This is a genomic window from Streptomyces sp. NPDC102437, from assembly GCF_044765565.1.
Lineage (GTDB): Bacteria > Actinomycetota > Actinomycetes > Streptomycetales > Streptomycetaceae > Streptomyces.
Genome location: NZ_JBIWKI010000005.1, coordinates 274,900 through 294,054 on the forward strand (window position 1 = coordinate 274,900; position 19,155 = coordinate 294,054).

Annotated in this window: 21 protein-coding genes and 1 pseudogene; 11 read left to right on the top strand and 11 right to left on the bottom strand. The window is 68.3% G+C overall.

The window, feature by feature from the left end; all coding sequences use genetic code 11:
• Positions 1–126 precede the first annotated feature (126 nt).
• On the bottom strand, positions 127–1,245 hold the full coding sequence (locus ACIRJP_RS09490) for a peptidoglycan bridge formation glycyltransferase FemA/FemB family protein (RefSeq protein WP_266731313.1): 1,119 nt from the start codon (positions 1,243–1,245) through the stop codon (positions 127–129).
• 217 nt (positions 1,246–1,462) lie between these two features.
• The gene (locus ACIRJP_RS09495; RefSeq protein ID WP_404170354.1) at positions 1,463–1,777 is read right to left on the bottom strand and encodes a hypothetical protein; all 315 of its coding nucleotides are present in this window, start codon (positions 1,775–1,777) and stop codon (positions 1,463–1,465) included.
• A 276-nt stretch (positions 1,778–2,053) separates the two neighbouring features.
• Here ACIRJP_RS09495 and rpsF point away from each other — a divergent pair, with 276 nt between their 5' ends.
• From rpsF to rplI, 4 genes are all read left to right on the top strand, one after another.
• Complete coding sequence (gene rpsF, locus ACIRJP_RS09500) at positions 2,054–2,344, top strand: 30S ribosomal protein S6 (protein ID WP_072487610.1); 291 nt, start codon at positions 2,054–2,056, stop codon at positions 2,342–2,344.
• Between the two features lie 74 nt (positions 2,345–2,418).
• Positions 2,419–3,021, top strand: a complete 603-nt coding sequence (locus ACIRJP_RS09505) for a single-stranded DNA-binding protein (protein ID WP_329820054.1) — start codon at positions 2,419–2,421, stop codon at positions 3,019–3,021.
• A 43-nt stretch (positions 3,022–3,064) separates the two neighbouring features.
• Positions 3,065–3,301: a 30S ribosomal protein S18 gene (rpsR, locus tag ACIRJP_RS09510; RefSeq protein WP_003967857.1), complete on the top strand. Its 237-nt coding sequence runs from the start codon at positions 3,065–3,067 to the stop codon at positions 3,299–3,301.
• Between the two features lie 18 nt (positions 3,302–3,319).
• Positions 3,320–3,766: a 50S ribosomal protein L9 gene (rplI, locus tag ACIRJP_RS09515; RefSeq protein WP_266731309.1), complete on the top strand. Its 447-nt coding sequence runs from the start codon at positions 3,320–3,322 to the stop codon at positions 3,764–3,766.
• 162 nt (positions 3,767–3,928) lie between these two features.
• On the opposite strand, the gene ACIRJP_RS09520 is transcribed toward rplI, so the two are convergent.
• Entirely contained in the window at positions 3,929–5,266 is a 1,338-nt protein-coding gene (locus tag ACIRJP_RS09520; protein WP_404170358.1) for an MATE family efflux transporter, read from the bottom strand.
• Positions 5,267–5,743: 477 nt separating this feature from the next.
• Between ACIRJP_RS09520 and dnaB the strand changes: the two genes are divergently transcribed.
• Together dnaB and ACIRJP_RS09530 are read left to right on the top strand one after the other, a co-directional pair.
• The gene (gene dnaB / locus ACIRJP_RS09525) at positions 5,744–7,204 is read left to right on the top strand and encodes a replicative DNA helicase (protein WP_206433546.1); all 1,461 of its coding nucleotides are present in this window, start codon (positions 5,744–5,746) and stop codon (positions 7,202–7,204) included.
• A gap of 95 nt (positions 7,205–7,299) precedes the next feature.
• Positions 7,300–8,682 carry a serine hydrolase domain-containing protein gene (locus tag ACIRJP_RS09530; protein ID WP_404170361.1) on the top strand — a complete coding sequence of 461 codons (1,383 nt, stop codon included), beginning with the start codon at positions 7,300–7,302 and terminating at the stop codon, positions 8,680–8,682.
• Positions 8,683–8,724: 42 nt separating this feature from the next.
• On the opposite strand, the pseudogene ACIRJP_RS09535 reads toward ACIRJP_RS09530, so the two are convergent.
• The 4 genes and pseudogenes from ACIRJP_RS09535 to ACIRJP_RS09550 all read right to left on the bottom strand — a co-directional run bounded on the left by ACIRJP_RS09535 (position 8,725) and on the right by ACIRJP_RS09550 (position 11,993).
• Positions 8,725–9,886, bottom strand: a pseudogene (locus ACIRJP_RS09535) (winged helix DNA-binding domain-containing protein).
• Positions 9,887–9,914: 28 nt separating this feature from the next.
• The gene (locus tag ACIRJP_RS09540) at positions 9,915–10,367 is read right to left on the bottom strand and encodes a GNAT family N-acetyltransferase (RefSeq protein ID WP_266731302.1); all 453 of its coding nucleotides are present in this window, start codon (positions 10,365–10,367) and stop codon (positions 9,915–9,917) included.
• Positions 10,368–10,590: 223 nt separating this feature from the next.
• Positions 10,591–11,460, bottom strand: coding sequence for a GNAT family N-acetyltransferase (locus tag ACIRJP_RS09545; protein WP_404170365.1), 870 nt, complete (start codon positions 11,458–11,460; stop codon positions 10,591–10,593).
• A 5-nt stretch (positions 11,461–11,465) separates the two neighbouring features.
• Positions 11,466–11,993 (bottom strand): DUF2269 domain-containing protein, encoded by a 528-nt coding sequence (locus tag ACIRJP_RS09550; protein ID WP_404170368.1) that lies wholly within the window; start codon positions 11,991–11,993, stop codon positions 11,466–11,468.
• A 322-nt stretch (positions 11,994–12,315) separates the two neighbouring features.
• Between ACIRJP_RS09550 and ACIRJP_RS09555 the strand changes: the two genes are divergently transcribed.
• On the top strand, positions 12,316–13,497 hold the full coding sequence (locus tag ACIRJP_RS09555; RefSeq protein ID WP_404170371.1) for a globin domain-containing protein: 1,182 nt from the start codon (positions 12,316–12,318) through the stop codon (positions 13,495–13,497).
• Between the two features lie 56 nt (positions 13,498–13,553).
• Here ACIRJP_RS09555 and ACIRJP_RS09560 read toward each other — a convergent pair whose 3' ends face one another.
• The 4 genes from ACIRJP_RS09560 to ACIRJP_RS09575 all read right to left on the bottom strand — a co-directional run bounded on the left by ACIRJP_RS09560 (position 13,554) and on the right by ACIRJP_RS09575 (position 16,775).
• On the bottom strand, positions 13,554–14,033 hold the full coding sequence (locus tag ACIRJP_RS09560; RefSeq protein WP_266731296.1) for an NUDIX domain-containing protein: 480 nt from the start codon (positions 14,031–14,033) through the stop codon (positions 13,554–13,556).
• Between the two features lie 63 nt (positions 14,034–14,096).
• Positions 14,097–14,993, bottom strand: a complete 897-nt coding sequence (locus ACIRJP_RS09565; RefSeq protein WP_404170374.1) for a LysR family transcriptional regulator — start codon at positions 14,991–14,993, stop codon at positions 14,097–14,099.
• Positions 14,994–15,185: 192 nt separating this feature from the next.
• Positions 15,186–16,316, bottom strand: a complete 1,131-nt coding sequence (locus ACIRJP_RS09570; protein ID WP_404170376.1) for a cystathionine gamma-lyase — start codon at positions 16,314–16,316, stop codon at positions 15,186–15,188.
• Positions 16,317–16,397: 81 nt separating this feature from the next.
• Positions 16,398–16,775: a phage holin family protein gene (locus ACIRJP_RS09575; protein WP_266731287.1), complete on the bottom strand. Its 378-nt coding sequence runs from the start codon at positions 16,773–16,775 to the stop codon at positions 16,398–16,400.
• A gap of 68 nt (positions 16,776–16,843) precedes the next feature.
• On the opposite strand from ACIRJP_RS09575, the gene ACIRJP_RS09580 reads away from it, so the two are divergent.
• The 4 genes from ACIRJP_RS09580 to ACIRJP_RS09595 all read left to right on the top strand — a co-directional run bounded on the left by ACIRJP_RS09580 (position 16,844) and on the right by ACIRJP_RS09595 (position 19,092).
• Positions 16,844–17,161, top strand: a complete 318-nt coding sequence (locus tag ACIRJP_RS09580) for a cupin domain-containing protein (RefSeq protein ID WP_266731285.1) — start codon at positions 16,844–16,846, stop codon at positions 17,159–17,161.
• A 164-nt stretch (positions 17,162–17,325) separates the two neighbouring features.
• Positions 17,326–17,538 (top strand): DUF5326 family protein, encoded by a 213-nt coding sequence (locus ACIRJP_RS09585; protein WP_404170479.1) that lies wholly within the window; start codon positions 17,326–17,328, stop codon positions 17,536–17,538.
• Between the two features lie 244 nt (positions 17,539–17,782).
• A complete protein-coding gene (locus tag ACIRJP_RS09590) occupies positions 17,783–18,553 on the top strand; it encodes an IclR family transcriptional regulator (protein ID WP_404170381.1) in 771 nt (256 codons plus the stop codon).
• A gap of 101 nt (positions 18,554–18,654) precedes the next feature.
• Positions 18,655–19,092, top strand: a complete 438-nt coding sequence (locus tag ACIRJP_RS09595; RefSeq protein ID WP_072488197.1) for an SsgA family sporulation/cell division regulator — start codon at positions 18,655–18,657, stop codon at positions 19,090–19,092.
• Positions 19,093–19,155: the final 63 nt, after the last annotated feature.

Below are 19,155 nucleotides of genomic sequence, written 5' to 3' on the forward strand. Positions count from 1 at the left end.
GACTGCTGTGTGGGAGGTGTGTGTGAAGCCGAAGCCCCATTCAAACCAATGAAGCCGGATTCGTCAGCGGGGCGACGCGTATCAGCGGGGCGACGTGTACGGCGCGACGCGGGCCGACGGCGTGGGTCAGCGGCGCGACATGTAGATGTCGAGCGCCTTGTGCAGCAGCTTGTTGAGCGGGAAGTCCCACTCGCCGAGGTACTCGGCCGCCTGGCCGCCGGTGCCCACCTTGAACTGGATCAGGCCGAAGAGGTGGTCGGTCTCGTCCAGCGAGTCGGAGATGCCGCGCAGGTCGTAGACGGTGGCACCCATGGCGTACGCGTCGCGCAGCATCCGCCACTGCATCGCGTTCGAGGGCCGGACCTCGCGCTTGTGGTTGGCGGACGCGCCGTAGGAGTACCAGACGTGCCCGCCGACGATCAGCATGGTCGCGGCCGCGACGTTCTCGCCCTCGTGCCGGGCGAAGTACAGCCGCATCCGGTTGGGGTCCTCGTTGTTGAGGGCCGTCCACATGCGCTGGAAGTAGCCCAGCGGACGCGGCCGGAAGTGGTCGCGCTCCGCCGTGATCTCGTACAGCCGCTGCCACTCGTCGAGCTCGGCGTAGCTGCCCTGGACGACCTCGACGCCTGCCTTCTCGGCCTTCTTGATGTTCCGTCGCCACAGCTGGTTGAAGCCCTTGTGGACGTCTTCGAGCGAGCGGTTGGCCAGCGGCACCTGGAAGACGTAGCGGGGCTGTACGTCACCGAATCCGGCGCCGCCGTCCTCGCCCTGCTGCCAGCCCATCTTGCGCAGCCGGTCCGCCACTTCGAAGGCGCGCGGCTCGATGTGGGTGGCCTCGACGTCGCGCAGGCGCTTCACTTCCGGGTCCTGGATGCCCGACTTGATGGCGGCCGCGTCCCAGCGGCGGATGATGACCGGCGGGCCCATCTTCACGGAGAAGGCACCCTGCTGCTTGAGGTGCGCCAGCATCGGACGCAGCCAGTCGTCCAGGTTCGGGGCGTACCAGTTGATGACCGGGCCCTCGGGCAGATAGGCGAGGTAGCGCTTGATCTTGGGCAGCTGACGGTAGAGCACCAGTCCGGCGCCGACGAGCTGTCCGGTCTTGTCGAACCAACCGAGGCTCTCGGAGCGCCACTCGGCCTTCACGTCCGCCCATGCCGGGACCTGCATGTGACTCGCCGCAGGCAGGCTCTGGATGTATGCCAGATGCTGCTCTCGGCTGATGGTCCTCAGGGTCAGGCTCATGCGGGGCGCTCCTCGGCAGGTGTGTCCCCATCGGTCAGGGGTCCGGCTCTCGCGCCGAAGCCTACTGTGGCCGACGAGTACGCCGTCTGGCCCTATGGGGACCAGCCGTTCCGCCGCCGTCGCGACCCGGGTTGCGGGGTTTCCTTGTACGGGGAACGGCGCGAGGACCCTGTGTGGTTCCCGCGCCGTTCCGCGTTCTGGTTGCGACTGTGCCGGGTCAGCCCACCACGCCGCCGAAGAGGCCGCCGTGTGCCATGCCCAGGAAGAAGCCGATGGCGGCCGCGCCCATGCCGATGATCAGCGGGAACCGCTCGCGCGTGGTCACCGAGATGTACTGGCCGTACGCGCCAGTGAGGATCCCGATGAGTCCGGCCCACGAACTGATCAGATGCAGGTTGTGGAACATCGCCGTCACGAAGGCGAGCACGCCGAGGACCAGCGTCACCGCCACCAGGGTCTCCTGGAGCGGATGGGGCTTGCCGTCCGTGGCGAGCAGGGAGACGGGGGGACGGGGTCGTATTGCCTGTGCCATGGAGTACCTCCTGGCCGAATGGGGCGCGCGGTGGCGCCGCTCACACCCGATGTGTCCAGATTGCGTCTCCTGGCCACCGGATTTCAACCGGAGGCCGGTCTGCGGGTACTCTGTACGGTCTGCACCGGTGTCTGCCCAGGCCAGCACGGCAGCCCCTCTCCATGGAGGGCGTTGTCAGTGGCGGCTGTTTTACTCGGAGACATCGATGCTCACGCATCACGACCCTCCTGCCACGGAACGACCGTGGCCGCTGAGTCCAAAGGAGGTGGGTTCCACATGCGTCACTACGAGGTGATGGTCATCCTCGACCCCGATCTCGAGGAGCGCGCTGTCTCCCCGCTGATCGAGAACTTCCTCTCCGTCGTCCGTGAGGGCAACGGAAAGGTCGAGAAGGTCGACACCTGGGGCCGTCGTCGTCTCGCTTACGAGATCAAGAAGAAGCCCGAGGGCATCTACTCGGTCATCGACCTGCAGGCCGAGCCTGCGGTCGTCAAGGAGCTCGACCGCCAGATGAACCTGAACGAGTCGGTCCTCCGGACCAAGGTCCTCCGTCCCGAGTCCCACTGAGCGTCTAGCTCAGTGGTCATCGGGTTCGAGTAGCAGCAAGCAGCCAGAAGCAATCCCCGCCGAGAGGTTCATCCATGGCAGGCGAGACCGTCATCACGGTCGTCGGCAATCTCGTCGACGACCCCGAGCTGCGCTTCACCCCGTCCGGTGCGGCGGTCGCGAAGTTCCGTGTCGCGTCCACTCCCCGCATCTTCGACCGGCAGACCAATGAGTGGAAGGACGGCGAAGGCCTGTTCCTCACCTGCTCGGTCTGGCGGCAGGCGGCGGAGAACGTCGCCGAGTCGCTCCAGCGAGGCATGCGCGTTGTCGTGCAGGGCCGGCTGAAGCAGCGGTCGTACGAAGACCGCGAGGGCGTCAAGCGCACGGTCTACGAGCTGGATGTCGAGGAAGTCGGCCCCAGCCTGAAGAACGCCACGGCCAAGGTCACCAAGACCACCGGTCGCGGTGGTCAGGGCGGCCAGGGTGGATACGGCGGCGGCCAGCAGGGCGGCGGCAACTGGGGCGGCGGTCCCGGTGGTGGCCAGCAGGGTGGTGGCGGCGCTCCCGCCGACGACCCGTGGGCCACGAGCGCGCCCTCCGGCGGCCAGCAGGGCGGGGGCCAGCAGGGCGGCGGAGGCGGCTGGGGCGGAAGCTCCGGCGGCTCCGGCGGCGGCTACTCGGACGAGCCTCCCTTCTAGGGCAGCTCGTACCCCCACTTCTTGATCACACAGGAGAAACACCATGGCGAAGCCGCCTGTGCGCAAGCCTAAGAAGAAGGTCTGCGCTTTCTGCAAGGACAAGACCCAGTACGTGGACTACAAGGACACGAACATGCTGCGGAAGTTCATTTCCGACCGCGGCAAGATCCGTGCCCGCCGCGTCACCGGCAACTGCACGCAGCACCAGCGTGACGTCGCCACGGCAGTCAAGAACAGCCGTGAGATGGCGCTGCTGCCCTACACGTCCACCGCGCGATAAGGGAAGGGTGACCGAATCATGAAGATCATCCTCACCCACGAGGTCTCCGGCCTCGGTGCTGCGGGCGACGTCGTCGACGTCAAGGACGGGTACGCCCGTAACTACCTGGTTCCGCGTGGCTTTGCCATCCGCTGGACCAAGGGTGGCGAGAAGGACGTGGCGCAGATCCGCCGCGCCCGCAAGATCCACGAGATCGCCACGATCGAGCAGGCCAACGAGATCAAGGCCAAGCTCGAGGCCGTGAAGGTCCGTCTGGCCGTTCGCTCCGGCGACGCCGGCCGTCTCTTCGGCTCCGTGACCCCGGCCGACATCGCTTCGGCGATCAAGGCCGCCGGTGGCCCCGACGTCGACAAGCGTCGCGTCGAGCTCGGCTCGCCGATCAAGACGCTCGGCGGACACCAGGTGTCCGTGCGTCTGCACCCCGAGGTCGCTGCGAACCTCGGTGTCGAGGTCGTTGCTGCCTAAGGGCACAGCTCACCTGAGCAGCTGAAGGGCCGCACCCCTCGGGATGCGGCCCTTCGTCGTGCTTTCGGCCTTTGGGCCTCGTGGTTCCCCGGTCTCGCAGTCTCGCGGTCTCGCAGTCTCGCAGTTCACGGTTTCACGTGAAACGGGACCAGGGCCGGTGGCTCAGCGGGTCGCCCCGATGATGACCCACTTGCCGGAGCGGGTGCGCAGCCAGAGCGTCACCAACCGGACGGTCATCATCAGTGCCATCGCCCACCACAGCGCCGTCAGGCCGCCGCCGATCACCGGTACCAGCAGCGCGACCGGAGCGAAGACCGCGAGCGTGACGAGCATGGCCCACGCCAGGTATCGCCCGTCACCGGCGCCCATCAGTACTCCGTCCAGGACGAAGACCACACCCGCGATCGGCTGGGACAGCGCCACCACAAGTAGCGCCGGGAGCAGGGTGTCCTGCACGGCCCGGTCGCTGGTGAACAGGGGCACGAACAGTGGCCGGGCAAGGATGATCAATGCCCCGAACACCACCCCGGAGACGATGCCCCACTGCACCATGCGCCGGCATGCCTCGCGTGCGCCTTTTGCGTCTTCGGCCCCCAGGTAGCGGCCGATGATCGCCTGACCGGCAATGGCGATGGCGTCGAGAGCGAAGGCCATCAGGCTCCAGAGGGAAAGGATGATCTGGTGCCCGGCGATCTCGGTGTCGCCGAGACGGGCGGCGACGGCGGTGGCGATCAGCAGTACGGCACGGAGCGACAGCGTACGGACCAGCAGTGGTACGCCGGCCTGGGCGCTGGCCCTGATGCCTGCCGCGTCGGGGCGCAGCGAGGCGCCGTGCCGTCGGGCTCCCCGTACCACCACGACCAGATAGGCGACGGCCATCGAGACCTGTGCGATCACAGTGCCCCAGGCCGATCCGGCGATCCCGAGTCCGGCGCCGTAGACCAGTCCCGCGTTGAGGGCTCCATTGGCCGCGAAGCCTCCTATGGCGACGTACAGCGGTGTTCTGGTGTCCTGCAGGCCGCGGAGAACACCGGTCGCGGCCAGCACTACGAGCATGGCCGGGATGCCGAGGCTGGAGATCCGCAGATAGGTGGTCGCATAGGGGGCGGCGGTGTCGGAGGCGCCGAATACCTCCACCAGCCAGGGGGCCGTGGGGAGAGTGATGGCGATGACGGCGACGCCCAGCAGGACCGCCAGCCAGATGCCGTCCATGCCTTGCCGGATCGCGGAGGCCAGATCGCCCGCTCCGACCCGTCGTGCCACTGCCGCGGTGGTGGCGTAGGCGAGAAAGACGAAGATGCTGACAGCGGTGGTCAGCAGGGCGGCGGCGACGGCCAGGCCGGCCAGCTGCGGGGTGCCGAGATGGCCGACGATGGCGCTGTCGACCATCACGAAGAGTGGCTCGGCGACGAGCGCGCCGAAGGCAGGAACGGCGAGCGAGATGATCTCGCGGTCGTGCCGTCGACGACTGGGTGGCGGGGACGCCGGGGCCTGGATCATGGGGGCCAATCTAATCGTCCACAGGTAATAGATGCAATGGCGTAGCATCCCTTACATTTGCTCACGCCCGGCGTTCTCCCGTGTGCCGTTTGTCGTGATCTTGTGCTGACTCGGAAAGTTTTTCTCCCCCACAGGCCGTGGATGGAGAAATGCCAGGTCAGAGCGTTGGTGGTGCGGGTGCTATGAGTTTGTCCACAGTGCTGTCCCCTGCTCCGTGCACAGGTTCCGCGGAGTTCTCCACAGCATCTGGTCAGTCGTCCACATGCCCTGTGGATAACCAGATTGGCTGACGGTGCCGAGCGGCCTACCGTGGACCGGCGCCCGCACCCCGTTCCGGACTCGGAACCGCTCAGAACTCGCCGCGCCGGAACCGGAGTCGGGCGTCTTGTTTGTCGGTGCTGTGCCGTAAGAAAGAGTGGCATGGCGAGGTCCGCGGAGCGGACGGGAGGAGGTGGCCCGGTGAGCATTCCCGAGCCTTTGGACGACCCCTGGGCCGAGACCGGTCCCAGCGACCGTCTGCCCGTTTCCCGGCAGCGCCGCGGTGAAGGCAGGGACCGCGGCGAGCAGCACGAACGCGGCAGGGAAAGCGGCGGCTGGGAGGGTGGCTCACCCGGTTTCGAGCGGGTTCCGCCTCAGGACCTCGATGCCGAGCAGTCCGTCCTCGGTGGCATGCTCCTGTCCAAGGACGCCATCGCCGATGTCGTGGAGATCATCAAGGGCCACGACTTCTACCGGCCCGCGCACGAGACCGTCTACCAGGCGATCCTTGACCTCTACGCGAAGGGTGAGCCGGCCGACCCGATCACAGTGGCGGCCGAGCTGGTCAAGCGCGGTGAGATCACCAAGGTGGGCGGGGCGCCGTATCTGCACACCCTCGTCCAGTCCGTGCCGACCGCGGCCAACGCTTCGTACTACGCGGAGATCGTCCACGAGCGGGCGGTGCTGAGGCGGCTCGTCGAAGCCGGCACGAAGATCACGCAGATGGGATACGCGGCGGACGGCGATGTCGATGACATCGTGAACTCCGCGCAGGCCGAGATCTACGCGGTCACCGAGCAGCGCACCAGCGAGGACTACCTGCCGCTCGGCGACATCATGGAGGGCGCGCTCGACGAGATCGAGGCGATCGGTTCGCGCAGCGGTGAGATGACCGGTGTGCCGACCGGTTTCACCGACCTCGATGCCCTGACGAACGGTCTGCACCCGGGCCAGATGGTCGTCATCGCGGCCCGTCCCGCCATGGGTAAGTCCACGCTGGCCCTCGACTTCGCACGGGCTTGTTCGATCAAGAGCAATCTGCCCAGCGTGATCTTCTCCCTCGAAATGGGGCGCAATGAGATCGCGATGCGTCTGCTCTCCGCCGAGGCCCGGGTGGCACTGCACCACATGCGTTCCGGCACCATGACCGACGAGGACTGGACGCGGCTGGCCCGCCGGATGCCCGATGTCTCGGCCGCCCCGCTCTATATCGACGACTCCCCGAACCTCTCCATGATGGAGATCCGGGCCAAGTGCCGCCGTCTCAAGCAGCGCAACGACCTCAAGCTCGTGGTCATCGACTATCTGCAGCTGATGCAGTCCGGCGGCTCCAAGCGTGCCGAGAGCCGCCAGCAGGAAGTTTCGGACATGTCCCGAAACCTCAAGCTGCTGGCCAAGGAGCTTCAGCTTCCGGTCATCGCGCTCTCCCAGCTGAACCGTGGTCCCGAACAGCGCACCGACAAGAAGCCGATGGTCTCCGACCTGCGTGAATCCGGATCCATCGAGCAGGACGCCGACATGGTGATCCTGCTGCACCGCGAGGACGCGTACGAGAAGGAGTCCCCTCGCGCCGGCGAGGCCGACCTGATCGTGGCCAAGCACCGTAACGGGCCGACGGCAACGATCACCGTGGCCTTCCAGGGGCACTACTCGCGCTTCGTGGACATGGCACAGACCTGACCGGCATCCGTCGGAGGCCCCGGGTGCGGTCCGGTGCGGTCGGGGCGCCGGAAATGGGCTCGCCACCGCTTGGTTCTGCGGGTAGTTGTTTGACCATGACCTACTCACCCGAACAGTTGCTACCGGGGACGCAGCGTGCCCTGCTGCACCGCATCGCCACCGCTCAGTCGGAGGGCCGGGCGCCCTCGCTCGTCGCCGCGGTGCGGAGGCAGGGGCGGACCGTCTGGAGCGGTGCTCGCAGTTGCGTGGACGGCCACGCCCCCGACGGTGACACGCAGTTCAGGATCGGCTCCCTCACCAAGACCTTCACCGCGGTGCTGGTGCTGCGCCTGCGCGACGAGGGCCTCCTGGACCTGGAGGATCCGCTGGAGAAGCATCTGCCCGGCACCGGCGTCGGCGATGTGACGATCCATCAACTGCTGGGGCACAGCGCGGGACTCGGTGCCGAGGCGCCCGCGCCCTGGTGGGAGAGGACCCCGGGCACGCTGCGGCCCGAGTTGGCCGATGTGCTCGGCGAGCAGACCCGGATGCACAACCCGGGGCAACGTCACCACTACTCGAACCCCGGCTACACGCTGCTGGGCGCGCTGGTCGAGAAGGTGCGCGGGGCGAGCTGGGCCCAGGTGCTGCGGCGCGAGATCCTGGAGCCCCTCTCCATGCGCCGCACCGGGCCTCACCCGCAGTCGCCGCACGCGGGCGGCTGGGCCGTGCATCCCTGGGCCGATGTCATGCTGCCCGAACCGGCGGAGGATCTCGGGCTGATGGCCCCGGCCGGCCAGCTCTGGTCCACGACCGATGACCTCCTGCGCTTCGCGACCCTTCTGACCGACGGGGACGACCGGGTGCTCCGTGCCGCCTCCGTGAAGCAGATGCGCGTACCGTCCGCACCGGCCGAGCCCGGTGCGTGGCAGGTCAACTACGGTCTGGGTCTTCAGGTGGTACGGAGCGGCAGCCGCACCCTTATCGGTCATACGGGCTCGCTGCCCGGATTCCTGGCTGCCCTGTGGATCAGCGTCGAGGACGATGTGGCGGCCGTAGCGCTCACCAACACGACGGCGGGGCTGATGGTCGGCGGTTTCGCAGCCGACCTCGTGGACATCGTCGCCGAGTCCGAGCCCCGTATTCCGGAGCCCTGGCGCCCGTTGCCGGAGGTGGACGCCGAACTGCTGGCGCTGACCGGTCCCTGGTACTGGGGCACGCACTCGAACGTCCTGCGGATGGCTGCGGACGGCGGGCTGGAGCTCAAACCTCTGCAGGGCGCCGGCCGCGGCGCCAGGTTCACCGCACAGTCCGATGGCACCTGGATCGGTCTCGACGGCTACTACGCGGGGGAGACGCTGCGTGTGGTCCGTAACAGCGACGGCAGCGTGCACCACCTCGATCTGGGGTCGTTCGTCTTCACGCGGGAGCCGTACGACCCTGCGGCAGCCGTTCCCGGTGGAGTGGACGAGGGTGGTTGGCGGGGTCTGGAACGCTGAGCGTCACGTTTCACGTGAAACAGTGGGAGGGAGTGGGCCGGCTCAGGCCGTCAGCTCCCGTTCCAGCGGGGTGCGGAAGCGCGGAGTGATCCGTGCCTGGCCCACCCATTGCGAGAACCGGGATGCTTCTGCCTCGATCGCGGCGGAGGCATCCCGGCCCGTGTCGGACAGCAGCCGCCAGACCGGCTCGCCATCGGATCGCTGGGCCCAGCCGCCCACGATCCGGCCGTTCCACCACACGGTCGGGCCGATGTTGCCGGACCGGTCGAAGAGAGCCTTCCGATGCCCGTCCGGGAGGAGGAAGCCACGATCGGCCCACCCCATGGCGCTGGGGTCGAGTGCCGGAAGCAGTGCTGCCAGGGTTCCGGAGCGGGTTCCGGCGCCATGTCCTCTGGCAGTACCCATCCCGTGGCGCCGCCGTCGAGCCGGACCGGCTCGGCCCCGACGGCCGTCAGGGCCCTACGGACCTGGCCCACTCCCCAGCCCGTCCACCACTTGAGGTCGGCTTCGGTCGCCGGGTCGTAGGAACGGAGCCAACGCCAGGCCAGCTCTGCGTGTGCCTGCGCTAGCTCCCTGAGCGGCCAGGGCGCGGACGCCGTCCAGCGGAACTGGCTGGATGTCCAGGAACCGCGTGGCCGGTCCCGGCGGATGCGGTTCTCGGCGGCCAGGACCCGGATGACCCGGGAGGCGACGCCCTGCACGGTCTCGGCCCTCTTGCCGGGAAGAGGGTGATCTCTGTACGCAGAGCAGCCACGGCGGCGGAGAGCTCCGTGCCAGTCGCGGTGCCGCGGTCGGCCAGAGCGGCGAGGATCTGCCGTTCCGCGTTGGCGAGCCAGCGCTCGTCCAGGCCGTTGCCATCGTCCGCCAAGTGCTTGAGGAAGGTTCGGCGCTCCTTGGCAGCCACGGTCCGCGCGTTCGACGCGTCGACACAAGGGGCGAGATGCCGCGACACGACGAAGAGGGTGTTCCGCATGGAGAGCTGCCGGACCAGCGAGATCTCACCGTAGAGAGCCTCTTCCACCGGAGCGACGTCCGCCTCGGTCATGCGGGCACACGCCGAGAGGAAGACGGTGGCGGCGTCGGTGGCGTGCAGCGCGACGACCGCGTCGGCCACGGAGACCGGGGAGGCGGTCCGTACCGACGGGGCCAGGAGATGGCGTCGTCCGAGCCTGACCCTGCGCTGTTCGTCACTGATGCGGTGCATGGACGCCCTCCCGGATTCCGAAGCGCGGTCAGAGTGCGAGCTTGAAGCCCACATGGCTGGCGGTGAATCCGAGCCGCTCGTAGAAGCGATGGGCATCGGTCCGGGTCGCATCCGACGTCAGCTGGACCAACTGGCAGTCCTGCCGACGCGATTCGTCCACGGCCCACTCGATCAGCAGGGTGCCGAGGCCGCTGCCGCGCTCGTCGGCGTGGATGCGTACACCCTCGATGACCGAGCGGGTCGAGCCGCGCCGGGAAAGCCCGGGAATCACCGTCAGTTGCAAGGTTCCGACGACGCGGCCTTCGCGGACGGCGACCACCAGGTGCTGGTTCGGATCGTCCGCGAGCCGTTGGAACGCGGCGCGGTACGGGGCGAGGTCGTCCGGCGACTCACGCCGGGCGCCCAATGGATCGTCGGCGAGCATGGCCACGATCGCCTGGATGTCGGCGAGGGCGGCGGGGCGTATCTCCAGATCGCTCATGATCGGCAGGGTACGCAGACCGGCCGGGCGGCGCACGGGGCCGGTCCGTCCGGGCGGGCCGGCCCCATGCGACTCACGCGACCGGCCAGGCCGGCCTCGTGACATGGTGCAGATGCGCGGCGACGGGGATCACGGCTTCGCGACGGCCCCGTGCAGTTGCTCGTCCGAAGCGCTCCACCGGCCCGCAGCCGAGGACGGCCCCGGGCCGTTCGGGCGTCGGCGGTCAGCCCATGGCCACGGTCAGCGGGGCGTAGCGACGGGTCCAGTCGCCTGGCACATCCGCGGCTCCATGTGTCATTACCGCCGTCGTGGAGCCGGGCCGCAGACCGTGCTCCTCGAACCAGTCGAGCAGCTCGGTATGGCGCGCGTCGATGTCCGCGCGCAGCGGCAGATCCGTCGCCTCCGCGAGCGAGGCGACAAGCGCCTCAGCCGTGGCGGTGTCACGCGCGACCAGCGGGCCGATCGCATGGGTCCGGTCGCTGGGCCAGACTGCCGCGTAACCGATGAGACGCTCCCCGTCCTCCGCGACCCGGATGTGGTCGGCGTACGCGGGGAGCCGGGCGAGGACATGGGTCCGGTCGGCGCCGAAGACATCCGCGTCCAGCAGGACCATGGCTCGCAGGTCCTCCGCCGTGGCGGGGCGGACGGTGACAGCAGGGGGCCTGCCGTCGGTCGGCCGGAAGAAACCGGCGACCCGCTGGGAGTGGCCCACGACCGAGAAGCCGAGCTGTTCGTAGAGCGGTTGCCCCGCCGCCGTCGCGTAGAGGCTGAGTGGGATGTCCCCGGACTCGGCGATCACATGGTGCATCAGCTGCCGCGCGATTCCCTGCCGCGCATACCGCTCCGCGACGAGCACCATGCCGATGGCTGCCAGCCCGGTGCCGTAGGAGGTCACCACGCAGCCGGCCATCAGGCCCTTGCCGTCGGGGGCATCCACGCCGTAGCCGGTTCCGGCGGCGAGGAGCAGGCCCCACCTGTGCTCATCGCGTGGCCAGCCACGGTCTTCGCTGAGATCGGCGCAGGCCACCAGGTCGCCCGGGGTGAGGCGCCGGACATGCAGTTCGGTGATCGGATGGGGAAGTGAGCTAGGCATGAAGGTCAGGCTCTCCGACCCGATGTTCGCCCGTCCACCCCTTTACCTGTTCCGGACGAGTGACGCAGCCGACGGCCGCGCCTGGTCGGTCCCCAGGGCTTCAGCACCGATATCGCGGTGACGAAGAGGTACGTCGCCGTTGCCACCGACGGCGCGACCACCAGATCCATGTCGACGGCCCCACGTGCAGCGGCCTCGTCGATGCCCGGCCGCAGGGAGAAGACGGACAGTGCCACGGTGATCAGGGTGAGCCAGAACTTCGTCCAGACCCACCGGTGCCTGGCCAGCCCCCACGGGGTGCCGAGGGCCAGAACGAGGCCGCTGAGGAGAGAGAACAGGGCGACCGGCACGATCAGCCAGTCCCCGAAGATCTTCATGGCACCGGTGGCGGCCTGCGCGGTGGCGGTGTCCCCGGTGGAGAAGGCCGCGATTCCGAGTGCCAGCAGTCCGACGGTCAGTCCCAGCCAGCTCACGGATACCGAGACATGTGCCACCAGGAGGCTGCGGCGGGCGGGGCGTTTGAGTGGTTTCACGTGAAACACGGTGCCGAGTGCGGAGCGATCGGGCGTCTGACAGCGGGAGTAATCGCGCGTACTAGCCTCGGCGTACGGCACGCGTTCCTGGGCGGACTTCTCTGCCGGGTGAGTTGCCGTCCTGCCCGGTACTGATGCGTTCTTGGACGGCTGTCATGGGTCCACGACCCATCCGTGTCCGTCACAAGGCATGCTGGGCCGGGGGTCGCGGACAGTGGCCGAACGATGGCCGTCAGCGGGGCCCGACTGCGTCCGCAGCTCGGGGGTTGCGGGCCGTGCTGGTGCGTAGGGCGACCACGAGACGTACGAGGCGAGGCACAGTATGGATGCTCCGGCCACCGGGTGGACCGACGACGGAACGAGGAGATCCACCGACGCGACCCTGATCCACCGCACCCTGGCCGAGATATCGCCCGTCGCGGATCAGGCGACCTCGTACTTCTACGCGCTGCTCTTCGTACGCCACCCGGAACTGAGGAACCTGTTCCCGGTCGCGATGGACGTCCAGCGCGACCGTCTCCTCCGTGCGATCCTCACCGCGGCCGACCGCCTGGACGACGCACGCGCACTGGCCGAGTACCTCGGCGAACTGGGGCGGGGCCATCGCAAGTACGGCACGTTGCCCATGCACTATCCCGCGGTGGGGGAGGCGCTCATGGGCGCCCTGAGCCGCTACGCGACCACCACCTGGGACGGGGAGACCGAAGCGGCGTGGGTGCGTGCCTACACCGCGATATCGCAGATCATGATCGACGCGGCCGCCGCGGACGAGCAGCAGGCTCCTGCCTGGTGGCACGCGGAGGTCGTGTCGCACGAGCTCAGAACCCGTGACATAGCGGTGATCATGCTCCGGCCCGACCAGGCCTACCCGTTCATCGCCGGCCAGTACACGGCTGTGGAGACCCCGTGGTGGCCCCGGAACTGGCGGCACTATTCGTTCGCTTCGGCCCCCCGCCCCGATGGCCTGCTCACCTTCCACATCAAGGCGGTCCCGGCCGGCTGGGTCTCCAACGCCCTGGTGCACCGCGCCCGGCCCGGGGACATCCTGCGCCTCGGCCCGCCCACGGGCTCGATGACGGTCGATCACTCCACCCACAACGGTCTGCTCTGTCTGGGCGGAGGCACGGGCATCGCGCCCATCAAGGCGCTCGTCGAGGATGTGGCGGAGCACGGCGACCGGCGTCCGGTGGAGGTCTTCTACGGGGCACGCAGCGATCACGACCTGTACGACATCGGCACGATGATGCGGCTCCAGGACACCTTTCCCTGGCTCGCGGTGCGGCCGGTGGTCGCCATCGGTCCGGGAACGGGAAGCGGGGTTATGAGGGGACTGCTGCCCGAGGCGGTGCGGCAGCACGGCCCCTGGCACGAGTACGACGCGTATCTTTCGGGCCCGCCCGGCATGATCCGCAGCGGCGTGGACATGCTCCGGGGCATCGGGATGCCGGCCGGGCGCATCCGCCATGACTTCCTCGACGAACCGGCCGACACCGGCCCCGCCTGACCACGACAGCCGTCACGCCGGAGCACCGGCCGCTGCCTACCCCGGACCGGTGGCGGTCAGCCCAGATCGGGTGCGTGCATCGCGCGTACGCCCTCGATGTTCCCGTCCAGATAGTGCCGCAGCGACAGCGGTACGAGGTGGACGGCGGCGATCCCCATCCGGCTGAACGGCACCCGCACGACGTCGTACTCCCCGCAGGGATCGTCGATCTCGGGGCCGTGCCGCCGTGACAGGTCCATCGAGTCAAGTCGGCAGACGAAGAAGTGCTGGACCTTCACGCCCTTCACCCCGCCGCCCTCGATGTGCTCCACGGTGTCGACGAAGCAGGGGACCACATCAGTGATCTTGGCGCCGAGCTCCTCGTCCACCTCGCGGTGCAGGGCGTCGACCACGGTCGCGTCCTCGGGCTCGACCCCGCCGCCAGGCGTGAGCCAGTAGGGATCCACTCCGGGCTTGGTGCGCTTGATGAGGATCAGGTCGTTGCCGTCGAGCAGGATGGCGCGTGCGGTGCGCTTGACCACGGGACGTTCGGTCATGGCAAGAGAGTGGCCCGCAGAACCGGTTCTGAAACACCGGACCGGTGCTGGGCGGCCCTGAGGTCACCAGTCGGCGGCAGCACGCAGTAGCCACTCGTGCGCCCGCGCGATGTGGGGCAGCGCGAGTGTGCCGGTCCGCACCGCCAGGAAATAGGTGCGCAGGGGAGGAACCGGAGGGTCCAGGAGGGCCACGACCTCACCCCGCTCCAGCGCCCTCTCGCACAGGTAGCGCGGCAGCACGGCGAGTCCGGCGCCCGCCGCGGTGCACTCCAGGACCGCCCGGAGGTCGGGCACGATGACGGTTCCCGCGAGGGCCGGCCGACTCTCGAATACGGCGGCCCAGTACCGGGAGACGAGCGGCAGACTCTCATGGACCTCCACGACGGGCAGCTGCTCCAGGACCACGGGCCCCTTGTGGCGCAGGGTCCCGGGGCCGAGCCGCCCGGCCCAGCGCGGCGCGGCGACCAGGACATGTTCTTCGTCGCAGAGCGCGGACGCGGTGAGCAGCCCACCGCGCGGACGGACGGTCGCGATGGCCAGGTCATGGTGTCCGGCGGCCAGCCCCTCCAGTGCTTCTTGCGCGCCGGTGAAGAAGGAGCTGCGCAGGGCCAGCCCCTGGGCGACGAGGGGGGTGAGCGCGGGCAGGGCGCGCATCGACGAGAATTCTGGCGGCCCGGCCAGATGCAGCGTCCGTACGCCCGACTCCTCGTCGAGCTCCGCCTCGGCGATCTCGACCAGAGCGTCCAGATGGGGCGCCGCCCGGTGCGCGAGTTCGTCGCCGATGGTCGTCGGGGTCACGCCGCGGGCCCTGCGCAGGAAGAGCGGGCGGCCGAGCTGCCGCTCCAGGGTCCGGATCTGAGAGGTGACCGCGGGCTGGGAGAGGCCGAGCAGGGCGGCGGCCCTGGTGAAGGAACCGGCCCGGTGGACCGTGACGAACGTGCGCAGCAGGGTCAGGTCCATGTCCTGTCCTTCCCACCTTCGCGACGCTTCGGACCCGTACAACTATAAATATGTCGATAGGTCGCTGTCGCTACTGTGATTGGACACTGACGGTGAGTCAACTAGCCTTGATCGGGCGGTCCTTCTCAGGAGGAACCGGGGGTGGTCCGAGCCACGAGGGGGGAGGCTCGGACCACCCGTACCACCAGTCGGTCAGCGCTCGCCCATCGCCGCGTCGAGCGCCCGTTCCACATCCCCCACCAGGTCCGCCGGGCTCTCCGCGCCGACCGAGAAGCGGATGAAGCCCTCGGGCACGGCGTCACCGCCCCAGCGCGCCCGGCGTTCGGCGGTCGAGCGCACTCCGCCGAAGCTCGTCGCGTCGTCGACCAGCCGCAGCTCGGTCAGGAAGCGCTCGGCCCGTTCGCGGTCGGGCAGCACGAACGACACCACGGAGCCGAAGCGCCGCATCTGCCGCACGGCCTTGGGATACGACGGGTCGGAGGGGAGTCCGGGATAGCGCAGCCCGGTCACCTCGGGCCGCTTGCCGAGCGCCTGCGCCAGCGTCAGGGCGGTGCCACACTGCCGGTCGATCCGCAGCTCCAGCGTGGCCAGCGACCGGTGCGCGAGCCATGCCTCCATGGGGCCGGGGATGGCGCCCACCACCTTGCGCCAGCGCCGTACTCCAGCTGCCAGCTCGGGATCACGGCAGGTCACATGGCCGAGCAGGATGTCACCGTGTCCGGTCATGCCCTTGGTGTCACTGGCCACCGAGAAGTCGGCCCCCAGCTCCAGCGGGCGCTGGCCGAGCGGTGTGGCGAGGGTGTTGTCGACGGCCACCAGCGTGCCGGCCGAGTGCGCCGCCTCGACGAGCCGGCGCACATCGCAGACGTCGAGCCCCGGATTGGACGGGGTCTCGATCCACAGCAGCTTGGCGCCTTCGAGGACCGCCAGCTGCGCATCGCCACCGGTCGGCGCGGTTCGCACCTCGACGCCGTACGCCTCCAGCTGCTCGCGCACCAGCGGCAGGGCCTGATAGCCGTCGTCGGGCAGCACGACCACATCGCCGGTGCGTACCTGGGACAGCAGCACGGCCGAGATCGCCGCCATCCCGGAGGCGAACACCGTGGTCTCGACGGGCTCCCCCGGTGCCTCCAGCTCACCGATGGCCCGTTCCAGATGGGTCCAGGTCGGATTGGTGTCCCGGCCGTAGGTGTACGGACCGGTCGGCTCGCCGGAGAGATGGAAGTGCGCGGCGAAGACCGGCCCGGGGAGGGTGGGCTCGAACTGCTCCGGTTCGGGCAGTCCGGCCCGTACCGCTCGTGTTCCGTCACCCAGGGTGCTCATACCGCTTCCTCGCTTCTCTCACCGGCGCTTCCTCTCCGGTGTGCCATGGACCTGAACTGCACTGTCTCAGGAGGCTTCGAGTCAGTCCTCGTCGGGCAGGATCACGTTCAGTGCCCACGACACGATGGAGATGATCAGTCCGCCGAGCACGGCGGTCCAGAAACCGTCGACATGGAAGCTCAGGTCGAACAGGCCGGCCAGCCACGAGGTCAGCAGCAGCATGAGCGCGTTGACCACCAGCGTGATCAGCCCGAGCGTGAGGATGAAGAGCGGCAGGGTCAGCAGCTTCACGACCGGCTTGACGACGAAGTTCACCAGACCGAAGAGCAGGGCCACCACGATCAGGGTGAGCGCCTTGCGCCCGGTGCTGCCGCCGGTCAGCGTGATGTCCTGGATCAACCAGATGGCCACGGCCAGCGCACCTGCGTTGGCGATCGTCTTGACTACGAAATTCTTCATGTGTCTGATCGTGGCAGACCTGATCGGTGGCGGACACCGGCAGTGCAGAGGCAAGGGGCGGACAGGGCATGAAGGCATTCAGACTGGACGAGCTGGAGGCGGAACGAGCCGCCAACGACGGCGCGTATCTGCAGTTCGTGAAGGAACGGAACATGTCCGTCGGCCTGTACGCACTGGATGCCGGTGAGCTCGACCCGCAGCAGCCGCACAATCAGGACGAGGTCTACTTCGTCGTCAGCGGCCGCGCAGCCATCACAGTCGGCATGGAGACCACGCAGGTGGGCAGAGGGAGCGTGGTGTACGTACCGGCCGGTGTCGCCCACAAGTTCCACCACATCACCGAGGACCTGCGGGTGATGGTGGTCTTCTCACCCCCGGAGAGCTGAGCCCCCCGGAGAGCTGAGCCGATCCCCGGAGGGCGGGGGTCCGGTCTCAGGGGTCCCTAAGGGGTCGATCAGGGGACTTCAAGGGCTGCGGACCCCCCGCCGGCCCCCTCCGCGCCTCTAGCATCGAAGCAGGAACTCATGGAGACGAGGTAAGGACGATGGCGGTGCGGGAGATGTTCGGGGGGATGCCCTGGTGGGTGAAGTGGATCGCGGTGCCCGTCATCGCGATCGTCGTGTTCGGCGGTCTTATCGCCAGCGTGATCGGGTTCGTGATCGGACTGCTCTTCAAGGTCCTGATCTTCGTCATCCTGGTCGGCGGGCTCATCTTCGTCGTACGCAAGTTCATGTCGTCGTCCTCGTCGCGCGGCGACTGGTAGGACGATCGGAAGCCGACCGGGGCATTAGCCCAGCTGAGCTAAGCGGAAGACGAAACGACACCCCTCGTGGACCCGGCGGATAGGGTGGCAGTTCGCTGCCACCACCTGGGAATCAACAGACCGTCATCACACTGACCAGTGGCCAGTACGGCGTTCGTCGTCCGGACCCCCAGCCATGCGGCAGTGAGTGGGGGCGGCCCCCACAGGCGGGCTGACCACCCGTCACCATGCCTGGGGGTGACTGTTGACCACGGCATCGAGCACTGCTGCCCCGACGCTGATCGGTTCGGTTCAGCGAGCGCTGAGGCTGCTGGAAGCCGTGGTGGCCCATCGCGACGGGGCGCCCGCGAAACAACTGGCCAGGGAAGCGGGCCTTCCCCTTCCTACGGCCTACCATCTGCTGCGCACCCTGGCCCATGAGGGTTATCTGCGCCGGGAGAACGGCGTCTTCCTCATCGGGACCGCAGCCGAACGCCTGCTCGACGAAGGGGCGTTGCAGAATCGTCGCGGCAGAATGGCCGAGTCGCTGGGCCGCTGGCGCGACGTCATCGGCGCACCCGTGTACTGCGCCGTCTACCGCGAGGGCGAGATCGAACTCATCGCGGTCGCCGACACTCCCGCCATCCCCGCCGTCGACGAATGGGCCTCCTTCCGGGAGACCGGGCATGCCCACGCGATCGGCCAGTGTCTGCTGAGCCAGCTCGACGAGAAGGCCCGCGAGGACCACCTCGACCGTCACCCTGTGCGTCCGCTGACCCGCTACTCGGTGAAGGACCGGGCCACGCTCCTTGCGCGACTGCGGTCGCTGGAGCGGACGAAACCTGTCATCGAGCGACAGGAGTACGCCCTGGGCACGGTCTGCGCGGCCATCCCGATCACGGCCGGATTCACCGCCGCCGCGATGGCGATTTCCGTACCTCTGGAGGAGGAAAGTCGGTTGCTCCCCGCAGTCGAACAACTACGTGGCGAAGTGGCCAACCTCTTGCGTTCGTTCGTGTTCTCTATCAGTATCTGAAAAATCACTCCTTGTGATCTGCTATCGCGTGCACCACGATGGCGTCAATAGGGCCACGGGGGATCATTCCTGGCCAGATTCATCTACTGCGGGGTTGAACGATGCGCGAGTCGGTTCAAGCTGAGGTCATGATGAGCTTCCTCGTCTCCGAGGAGCTCTCTTTCCGGATCCCGGTGGAGCTCCGGTACGAGGTCTGTGATCCGTATGCGATCCGGATGACCTTCCATCTGCCCGGTGACGCCCCCGTCACCTGGGCTTTCGGCCGTGAGCTGCTGCTCGACGGCCTCAACAGCCCCAGTGGCGACGGTGATGTGCATATCGGTCCCACTGAACCCGAGGGGTTGTCCGACGTACATATCCGGCTCCAGGTCGGCGAGGACCGGGCCCTCTTCAGGGCCGGTACGGCACCACTTGTGGCGTTTCTCGACCGGACCGACAAGCTCGTGCCACTCGGGCAGGAGTGCACGCTGGGTGACTTCGAGGGCAACCTGGAAGACGCTCTGGGCCGGATTCTCGCCGAGGAACAGAACGCCGGCTGAGCGGAAAGGGCGCCGCCGACCGGCTCGCCGGTCGAACACGGCACCTGCCGAATGGGTGAATTG